Here is a 10454-nt window from a genome sequence, read left to right as displayed (position 1 = left end):
CGTTTCGACAGGCTCAACGTGACAAATTTGATTGAATTACAAATATGATTCAGCCTTATGACGATCGCGTTAGTTAAACAGGCTAAAAATAGTCAGTACAAATAAAATTAAGAGAATTAAGATTAGAAAGATCCCCCTAAGCGAACAAGATGAAGAAAAGCGACGTAGCAATTATTGGAATGTCATGCATTTTTCCGGGTGCAAAAGATATGCAGGCCTTTTGGGAAAATATTATCAACCGCGTAGATTCTACACAAGAGGTTCCGGCTGATCGGATTGATCCTGTTCATTTCGACAAAGCAATTACCGGGGTAGATCGTTTTTATTGCAATCGAGGAGGTTTTATTCCCGATCATCAATTTGATCCCCAACGCTTCGGAATTTTACCCTTGGCTGTTGAAGGTACCGAACCCGATCATCTGTTGACCTTAGATCTGGTTCACCAGGCATTAGAAGATGCATCAGTATTTGAAAAAAAATATTCCCTCGATAAAACCGGGATCATTATTGGCAAAGGTAATTATGTGGGGCCTGGGGCAACCCGCGCCATCGAAATTGTAAGAACTGGCGAGCAAATTTCGAGTGTATTAAAAGACTTGATGCCACAACTTACTGATGCAGAAATTGAAAAGGTAAAACACGAATTTCAATTACGTAAAGGCCGTTTTAGTGCCGATACCGCAATGGGATTGATCCCTAATTTAGTGGCCTCACTGGTAGCCAACCGCCTTAACTTAGGCGGACTGGCTTTTACTTTGGATGCTGCCTGTGCCAGTTCACTCATCGCAGTTGATCATGGCGTGCAGGAACTGAATAGTGGCCGTTGCGATATGATTATTGCAGGCGGGGTACATTTAGGTCAAAATGCTGCTTTTTGGAGCATATTCTCTCAATTGGGTGCATTATCCAAACAAGAAAAAATAAAACCTTTCGATCAAAATGCCGATGGATTGATTATTGGCGAAGGTTGTGGTTTTGTTGTGCTCAAACGCCTCGAAGATGCCATAAGGGATCAGGATAAAATTTATTCAGTAATTAAAGGTGTGGGCATCAGCAGCGATGGCAGCGGAACCAGCGTAATGAGTCCATCGGTTAAAGGCCAGTTAAAAGCCATAACCGAAGCCTGGAAAAACGCAGAACTGGAAAGTAAAAATATCGGCTATTTAGAAGCCCATGGAACAGGCACCCCACTTGGCGATAAAACCGAGGTTGAAACCTTAAAACAGTTTTTCGGTCAGGATGCCGATCTGCCAAAAGCAGGTATCGGTTCTGTAAAATCGAATATCGGTCATACCATGCCCGCAGCAGGTATAGCAGGATTGATCAAGTCGAGTTTGGCTTTATATCATGGTATCATCCCCCCTACTTTACATTGTGATGAACCTGTAGCACAACTGGCCGAAACCCGTTTTTCTGCCGTGCAAAAAGCGATAGACTGGAACCAATCGGGTTTGCCAAAACTGGCAGCTGTAAATGCATTCGGTTTTGGTGGAATAAATGCCCATGTGGTATTAACCGCTTATGATACGCCTAAAAAAGATGAAGTATTGGTCATCGCAAGGCCAAGTCATGATGCCTTGATCGAATCGCTCGAAAATGGAGATTATAGCATTGGGAATGGGAATTTCCGTTTAGTGTTATTTAATCCAAGTCCCGAAAGGTTCAAAAAAGCCTTAAAAATTGTGGCTAAAAATTCTCCCTGGAGAAATAAACAGGACATTTGGTACACCAATGCGCCACTATTGGCGAACGATGGAAAAATAGCATTTGTTTTTCCGGGTTTAGATGGACTTGCAGGTGGCGAAATCAAATCGGTAGCCGATTATTTCAACATCAGTATCGACGAAAACGAAAAACAGGACGGTCTTTTAAGCGAGGCCCTGAACACACTCAATAAAAGCAGTGTTTTAGATCAGGCTTTAAAACAATTGGGCATTAAATCTGATATGAATGCAGGGCACAGCCTTGGCGAATGGCTTGCAGCAAGATCTTCAGAACTGGCAGAAGAAAGTTCGGTAATGAATTTACTGAATGTGCTTAACCCCGAAACTTTTGAACTGAAAGATTCGCGTTTTATTGCCGTGGGCTGCGGTTTAGACACCCTTCAACCCATAATCGAAAGCATTCCCGATTTATATCTTTCTAACGATAATTGCCCGCAACAGGTCATCCTTTGCGGCAGCAAAATAGCACTCGATGAACTGGTTCCGATATTAAAGGTCAAACAGATCTTTCATCAAGTTTTGCCTTTCCAATCGGGTTTCCATTCTCCATTTGTAGCCGATAAACTGGGTTTGATCCTCGAGGGTATGCAGGRTATGCAGTTCCGAAAAACTACTACACCGCTTTGGTCGGCCACTACTTTAGAAACTTATCCCGAAGGCTTTGAAGCCATCCGTCAGTTAAGTGCCGAACACCTGATTAAGCCGGTGCGTTTCCGCGAGCTTACCGAAAAGTTATATGCAGAGGGTGCGCGTGTTTTTATTCAGGTGGGTTCTGGTGGTTTGGTCGGCTTTATCGACGATACTTTAAGGGGAAAAGAAATCAGTACCATTAGTGCTAATGTGCCGATCCGTTCAGGCATTACGCAGTTACAAAGGGTTTTGGCAGCACTTTTTATTGAAGGAAAAGAAATTGGCCTTAATTATCTGGGCAATATCAAATCAACCCCACCGCAAAAAAATAAAGGCATTAAACTCGAACTGGGTTCGCCGATTATCCATAACCTGCAAACACTTAAAGGTTTAACCATTAAACAAGCCCAACCAACACCATCTAAAAGTTTTGTGAAGGCAAAACATCCGGTTTTACAGGCTTTTAATGAGAATGTGATGGAAATGATCAACATGCAGAGCGAAATGATCGAACTGTTCGAAAATGCAGCGTTACAAGTCGATCAGCCGAGCAACTGGGCACCCGCCAAACCAATAAAACCCGTAAGGCAATCTTTTAGCCAAAAACTTGATGTGAGCCTTGAGAACTGCCCTTACCTGATCGATCACTCCTTATTAAGGCAACCAAAAGGCTGGCCAACAATAGAAGATATGGATCCGGTAATTCCAATGACCATGATTTTTGAAGTGTTTGCTGAAATAGCCAACGCACAATCGCCCGAAGAAAAGGTACAGAAAATCATGAATATGCGGGTTTTCCAATGGATGAACGTGGTTAAACCTTTTCAGGAAACCGTAACGGGCGAATGGAAAGACGAGCAAAGGGTGTACCTCAATTTAGAACGTTTTGCCAATGCAGAAGTGCAATTAGCGACACACTTAAACCCTGTTCCAAACAGAACTTTCGATATTGGAAAACTACTGGATATTGATCGTACTGCTGCACAGATTTACGATGCGCACATGTTCCACGGACCGGATTACCAGGGCATTAAAAAACTAACTGCAGTTGGCGAAAAAGGAATTACAGGAATCATCGAAGCCTCAGGCGGAAAAGGCTCACTGCTTGATAATGCCGGTCAGCTGTTTGGCTTATGGCTTCAACTCACTTTAGAAAAAGATAGGATTGCTTTCCCTGTTAAAATTCAGGAAATAGAATTTTTCGGCGATATGGCCGATCAGAAAGGACAATTCGAATGTACCTGCGTACTTACAGAAATAAACGATGAATTTGCCACTGCCGATATCGTGATGAAAAGAGATGGCATCACCTGGCTCATTATATCAGGCTGGCAGAACCGCAGATTGGAAATAGACGAACCGCTTTGGAACGTGTCGATGTCGCCACTCCACAACCGTTTATCGGAAGAGGTTGCACCTGGCGTTTTCCTTTTCGGCAATGCTTATTCACGAGTGGTATCATGGGATTTTATCCTGAAGAGATATTTCAACCAGACGGAGAAAAAGCACCACCAAAACCTCTTACCCAATAAAAGAAGAACCTGGATGATCAGTCGTGTGGCGGCGAAAGATGCCGTTCGGAATTTATTGAATACACAGAAAAACCAGGCCTGTTACCCCATCACCTTCGAAATCTATTCGGATGAATTCCGCAAACCTTATGTTAAAGGTGGTTTAACAGATAACATCAATATCTCGATTGCACATAAAGGTACCGATGCCGTCGGCATAGCACGTTTTAACGAACCCGTTGGTATCGACATCGAACATATTGAAGAACGGAGCGCCGGTTTCTTCGATCTTGTGTTTAACGATCACGAAATGGCACTGCTCGAAAGCCGCGACAAAACAGAATGGGCAACCCGGTTCTGGGTAGCCAAAGAAGCTTATGGGAAATACCTGGGCAAAGGTTTACAAGGCAATCCCAAAGCCTATACTGTTGAGGTAATCAATGGCGAAGAACTATGCATCAATAACATCACAATCAAAACAATCAAACATAAAAACTATATCATCGGATGGACACTATAACTACGAAATTAAGCAGCGAAGAAATCTTCAACCTCATGAAACAATTTATCACCGAAGTAATCGGCGAAGAATTTGTTGAAGAAATGGATATCACCCCTGAAAGTTCTTTCACCAAAGATCTGGAAATGGATAGCATCGAAATTGTATCTTTTTCCGAAAAAATCAAAGCGCATTTTGGCGAACAGATCGATTTTACGGGCTGGTTATCTTCAATGGATTTAGATCAGCTGATCAACTTAAACTTAGGCATGATCATCTCTTATATCGAAGAATGCCAATCATAACGGTTAACGGCAAATCGGTTCACATTCAGGAGCTCAATAAAGGGGCTACTGAAACCATCGTCCTGGTTCATGGGATGTTTAGCAACCTGTCTGTCTATTATTTTAATATCGCGCCGCTATTGGCCACAAAATATCATGTGGTACTATATGACTTAAAAAGTCATGGCATGAGCGAAAAGGCTTTGGAGGGATACGATCTGGAGAGCATGACCAATGATCTGCTTGCATTAATGGAGATTTTAAACCTTCAAAAAGTGCATTTAGGTGGTTACAGTTTCGGTGGATTGATTGCTTTAAAAATGGCCATCCGCTTTCCAGAACGCATTAATAAACTGGCAATAATTGAAGCACCAGATCCGAACGACGATAAAACAAGGGGGATTATTGATGAGTACAGCCGCGAATTTTTAGAACATTACGTTGAAAATTTCACTGATACCACAAAAGTAAAAATGGGTAAAAGGCAGATGGAGCGCAACCACCGCATGTACGAGTACCTTTTTTATCAAACTTCGATTAAAACCGACATGGAACTCGAAAAAGACTTTTTTGGCAGCCCTGCAATCGAAACCATAAAACAGTCTACCCTATTGCTGTATGGCACCGATTCCAATTGCCTTAACGCAGGTAAACATTTAGACGGAATGATTAAAAATGCCTCGTTAATTGCTGTGCCGGGAGATCATAATATCCCGATACAACAACCATTGGTAATCGCCGAAGCATTGTTAAACTTCTTTCAGGAAATATAAAATTAAACACACATGGCAAAATTTGTATTTGTTGTTCCTCCGCTAACTGGCCACATTAACCCTACGCTAAGTATGGGTACAGCCTTGCTTGAAAGAGGCCACCGTGTAGGATGGATTACTTTAGATGAATCATTAAGCGATAAACTTCCTGCAGGAGGTGAGTTGTTGTTGATCAGTTACAACCAAAACGACCAACAGAAAAAAGATTCAGAAAAATACCTCGATATCATCACCAAAAAAATTGTTTACGGTATCGATAGCATCAAATTTCTGTACGAGGAAGTATTGATTCCGCTTAACAGGCACAGTTATGACGGCATTGCCGATTTACTCGATCAGTTCAAACCCGATGTGGTGATAACCGATCATCAAATGTTTGCCGGGGCAATTGCCGCAAGCAATAAAAACTATCCTTATGTTACATCTGTTACCGCACCTGCAGCCATAAAAGTAATGGACGAGCTGCCCAAAGTGCACGAATGGGAAGTAAATCAGATTGTAGCCCTGCAAAAAGAATTCGGTATAAATACCACAGATTCTATTGCCTGCTCTGATCTTGCCACTTTGGTATTTACCTCCAGAGATTTTTTTGGAGAGATGGATTTACCAGAGCATTTTAAATTTGTAGGCCCGGTTTTTAACCGTCGCAAAACTACAATTCCTTTCCACTGGGAAGCATTTCATACCAGCAAACCAAAAATACTGGTCAGCATTGGCACCACCTTCGATCATGAGCATAAAAAAGCCTTTTTTGCCAAGGTAATCGAGGCTTTCGCTAATGAAGACTTACATGTAGTTGTCGTTTCAGATCCTGCTTTATTTGAGGAATGGCCAGCCAATTTTACGGTGCAGCGCCAGGTACCACAATTAGAACTTTTGCCTCACCTCGATGCCGTGGTTTGCCATGGCGGACACAATACCGTTTGCGAAACCCTGATGAATGGCCTGCCCATGGTGGTTATTCCTATAGCATACGATCAAAGCCATGTTGCCGGACGTGTTTTCAGGGTAGGTGCCGGAGAGCGTTTAAACTTTAACCGTTTTAAAGCCAATCACCTTAAAGAAGCGGTACACAAAGTGCTGCAGAACGAAAGTTATAAAATCGCTGCAGAACGGATTAAACAATCTTTTATCCAGGCTGGCGGAACAGAAAGTGCCGCCGATTTATTGGAAGCTTTAAGCAACAAAACATCAAACGTATTCATCAGTTAAATTATACATTATGTCAAAATTCCTTTTCGTTGTCCCGCCTTTTTTTGGCCATATCAGTCCAACTTTAAGCATTGGCGCAAGTTTATTGGCCCGTGGCCATGAAGTAAAATGGCTGGGTATTACCCCACTTGCAAAGGTACATTTACCTGAAGGCGGCGAATTTATTTACCCTGAAGAAGATCTGGCTGAGCATGCTGATGAAATACGACGCATTTTAAAACGTCAGGATGATGGCCCTGCATGTTCTGGTCCGGAGGTGATGAAGCTTGCCCTCGAAGAAACCTATGTTCCTTTTGCCAAAATGATGATGAAAGGGCTGAACAACTTTGTTGATGCCTGGAAACCTGATGTAATTATTAATGACTGCATTACCTTTGCTGGTGCATTAAGTGCACATTTAAAAGGCATACCATCTGTTACCACTACCCCGGTGCCACCAGATGTGATGGGTGATACGGCTAACAGTGCACCCAAAATATTCGAATGGCAACAAAACTTAATTAAAGGTTTACAAAGAGAAGTAGGCATATATAGCGATGATATTCACATCCATTCGCACCAATTAAATATGGTTTTCACTTCACAGGCATTTGCAGGTTTTGAAGAAAAACCACCGCACATGCATTTTGTTGGTCCGGTAAAAGGCAGGCCAAATTTAGCGCCATTTGATTGGGAACGTTTAAGTCAGGCCACCACTCCTAAAGTTTTTGTTTCGTTAGGTACTTTGCTGGTTGATATTCGTAAAGAATTTTTCCAGAAACTGATTACTGCTTTCGAAAACCAGCCTGTAACAATCGTGGCGGCAACCAATCCTGATATTTTTGAACAATGGCCTGATAATTTTATCGTAAACGGTTTTGTTCCGCAATCTGAGCTGATGCCACACATGGATGCGGTAATCTGCCATGGTGGTTTTAATACGGTAAATGATACCTTCACCAATGGTTTACCAATGTTGATTACGCCTATTGCCTACGATCATTTTCATACTGCTAAACTAATTGAGCAAGCAGGTTGTGGAGTAAGCATCCGCTACAAAAGGTTACGCATCAGCGAATTAAGAGATACCGTTTTCGAGCTTTTAGAAAACCCGAAATACCGCCAGGCCGCACTAAAAATAAGAGAAACATTTATCGAAGCTGGCGGGAATGACAAGGCGGTGCAATTGTTGGAAGATTTTGCAAAAACAGCACAGGTTGTTGAAACGGTTTAATGATTCGTTGCCCTCACGCGATCGTCATTTCGAGCGGAGTGCAACGCAGTCGAGAAATCTAACTAACATAGATCTCTCTCCCGAAAATTCGGGACTACGCTTCAGTCGAGATGACGCCTCCCGTACGATCGTCACCCTGAATTTATTTCAGGGCCTTAATAGCAGGAGAGATGCTGACCACGTAGTAGCTACAAGACAACTGAAAACACTATTTACACTTGTAAAACGAGTTCAGCATGACGGAACGCTTAAATTCGGGATGACGAACCCCATATAATACTAAAAAATGAAAAGAAAACTATTATTTGGCGAAAGGATGTTATACGGAGATGGAAACAGTCCGTTTAACATTGTAATACCTTTCAAAATCAGGGGAGAAATTAAGGAAGATGATTTAAAGTTTGCCTTATTCAAAATCCAAAAAAAACACCCCTGGTTAACCGCCGCAATACGTTTTGATGAAGATAAAAGGCCCTGGTTTGTAACCAATCTTACCGAAACCTTTAGCATTCCAGTTCGCATTGTAGATAGATTAAACGATGAGCATTGGGAGGAGGAATCTACCTATGAATGGAAAACCGTTTTTGATGCTTCAATTGCACCACTTTGCCGCATTACATGGGTTAAAGGTAAAGACGTATCCGAATTTTTGATGGTATATCACCATTGTCTTTGCGATGGCACTTCGGCACTTTCTATTTTAACAGAATTGCTTCAGCTTTTGGATGACCCCGACACCAATATTGGGAAAGAGGTTCCAATTATGGATATAAAAGATGTGATTCCGAAAAAGGTATTAAATAGCTACCGCAACAGGGCCAAAAACGGATTAATCGGCAAAATTGCCACTTTAGCACTTTGGATCATCCCAATAAAAAAGGTAGCGGTAGAACGTAAAAAGGATTTTATGCTCCGATGGAAATTTGATCAGGAACTTACCAAGCAGATTATCCAGTTTTGCAAAGCCAATCAATTCACCGTAAATACTTTGTTGAGCGCTGCTGTTTTAACGGCATTTAAAGCGGTGAGAAAAGAAAAAGCATTTAATAAAATATCATTACCGGTTGATATCAGAAACTTTAACCCAATTATTAAAAAAGACCACATTTTTGCCTTCGGATTAATGATTGTACTTTCCCTGCTGCCAGAAAAAGACTTTATTGATAATGTTAAGGCCTTACAAAAAGATGTAAACGATAAATCAGCCAAACTTAATCCTTACAGCTTGATGATGATGATGGAAGCCTGTCACCCTGCGTTAAACAACTTCACCAATTTCTTAAAATATGGAAAATCGAGTAACGATTGTATGTTTTCCAACCTGGGAAAAATAGACATCGATTACCAATATCGAAACTTCGAAGTAGAAACCATATTCAGCCCTTCGGTAATGGGCCCCTTAGGTAACACCACCACCATGATTGCCTCCACCTACCGTAATCAAATGGATTTTACCTTTGTGGCTAGCGAAGGTTATGTTCCTTTTGTAGAAGCAGAAGCCATAAAAGAAAAAGTAATAGCTATCCTTAAAGAACAGGTTGAAAAACCAATCGAGATTTTAACTGCAACCGCATGAAAAGAAGATTAATTTTAGGCGAAAGAATAATGCATGTAGATGCCAAAACACCATTAAACTGTGTTTTTGGCGCCAAAATTTCGGGTAAAATCAGTGAAGAAAATTTGCACAGGGCACTGTTTAAAATCCAGCAGAAACATCCACTGCTGCAAATGGATATCGATGCTACAGGCAATACACCATATTTTGTACGAAACGAAAACATCAGAAAAATACCCGTTAGGATTGCTGATCGCCCAACAGATCAAAGCTGGTTGGCTCAATCAAAAATAGAGTGGTATAAACTTTTTGACACCTCAAACGAGCCATTAGCCAGGTTAGTTTGGTTAAAAGGCGAAACCGAATCAGACCTTTTGCTCGTACTTCCACACTGTATTTGCGATGGAACTACCATTTTAAATTTAATGCGGGAACTGATGACTTTGATTGATAATCCTGAGCAAAATCTGGCTCCATATCCTTCATTTCTTTCTGTTCGCGACCTGTTACCAGAAGATTTTGTAATCAGTAAGGCGGGCCATTTTAAAGGGAAAATTTTTGCAGCGCTTGGCCGTTTGTTTTTCTTTTTTAAATCTACTTCAAACAATAACATAGACAGGAGCAATTACGCCGTTCATTGGAAAATCAGTGCAGAAGACACCAAAAACCTATTAATTAAGTGTAAGGAAGAAAACACAACCGTGCACGCAGCCATCTGCGTGGCCTTTATGGAAGCTTTTAAACATGTACAAGGAACTAAAGCCCATGGCAAAGTGATCTGCCCGGTTGATATCAGGCGGTTTGTAGAAGCCATAAAACAAGATACCATGTTTGCCTTTGCACCCATTGTAGAGTTAAAATTAGCGCAAGGCGAAAATGATTTCTGGACAAAAACCAGAGCCTTAAAAACCGATCTGGAAGCAAAAGTAGCAGAAATGAAAGTCCACGACCTGTTAAACATGAGCGAGTATTTCCATTCATCAGTAAATAAAATGATTGGTTTTTTGAAAACAACGAAGGGCACACACGATGTGACGCTCAGCAACATGGGAC

7 protein-coding genes are annotated in these 10454 nt (G+C 41.5%); all 7 read left to right on the top strand.

Annotated features, from left to right (window positions below; genetic code table 11):
* The first annotated feature begins 149 nt into the window (after nucleotides 1–149).
* Nucleotides 150–4385 (top strand): beta-ketoacyl synthase N-terminal-like domain-containing protein, encoded by a 4236-nt coding sequence (locus tag AC1DND_RS08870; RefSeq protein ID WP_477580892.1) that lies wholly within the window; start codon nucleotides 150–152, stop codon nucleotides 4383–4385.
* Nucleotides 4386–4420: 35 nt separating this feature from the next.
* Entirely contained in the window at nucleotides 4421–4669 is a 249-nt protein-coding gene (locus tag AC1DND_RS08865) for a phosphopantetheine-binding protein (protein WP_225876570.1), read from the top strand.
* Nucleotides 4657–5421 (top strand): alpha/beta fold hydrolase, encoded by a 765-nt coding sequence (locus AC1DND_RS08860; RefSeq protein ID WP_477580889.1) that lies wholly within the window; start codon nucleotides 4657–4659, stop codon nucleotides 5419–5421. Before AC1DND_RS08865 ends, AC1DND_RS08860 begins: the two co-directional genes overlap by 13 nt.
* Nucleotides 5422–5433: 12 nt before the next feature.
* On the top strand, nucleotides 5434–6633 hold the full coding sequence (locus tag AC1DND_RS08855) for a glycosyltransferase (protein WP_477580887.1): 1200 nt from the start codon (nucleotides 5434–5436) through the stop codon (nucleotides 6631–6633).
* 10 nt (nucleotides 6634–6643) lie between these two features.
* Nucleotides 6644–7846: a glycosyltransferase gene (locus tag AC1DND_RS08850; protein ID WP_477580885.1), complete on the top strand. Its 1203-nt coding sequence runs from the start codon at nucleotides 6644–6646 to the stop codon at nucleotides 7844–7846.
* Nucleotides 7847–8132: 286 nt separating this feature from the next.
* Entirely contained in the window at nucleotides 8133–9422 is a 1290-nt protein-coding gene (locus AC1DND_RS08845; RefSeq protein WP_477580883.1) for a condensation domain-containing protein, read from the top strand.
* Nucleotides 9419–10454, top strand: a 1036-nt coding sequence (locus tag AC1DND_RS08840) for a hypothetical protein (RefSeq protein ID WP_477580881.1), incomplete at its 3' end; no start/stop codon positions are given. The genes AC1DND_RS08845 and AC1DND_RS08840, both read left to right, overlap by 4 nt.

The organism is Pedobacter sp. 01N416 (assembly GCF_056399685.1).
The sequence above is the reverse complement of the archived record's forward strand: the minus strand, read 5'-3'. Positions and strand labels throughout refer to the sequence as shown.

Coding starts and splice junctions, on each gene's coding strand:
- AC1DND_RS08850 (WP_477580885.1), top strand. CDS start 6,644: ATGTCAAAATTCCTTTTCGTTGTCCCGCCTTTTTTTGGCCATATCAGT.
- AC1DND_RS08855 (WP_477580887.1), top strand. CDS start 5,434: ATGGCAAAATTTGTATTTGTTGTTCCTCCGCTAACTGGCCACATTAAC.
- AC1DND_RS08865 (WP_225876570.1), top strand. CDS start 4,421: ATGAAACAATTTATCACCGAAGTAATCGGCGAAGAATTTGTTGAAGAA.
- AC1DND_RS08845 (WP_477580883.1), top strand. CDS start 8,133: ATGAAAAGAAAACTATTATTTGGCGAAAGGATGTTATACGGAGATGGA.
- AC1DND_RS08860 (WP_477580889.1), top strand. CDS start 4,657: ATGCCAATCATAACGGTTAACGGCAAATCGGTTCACATTCAGGAGCTC.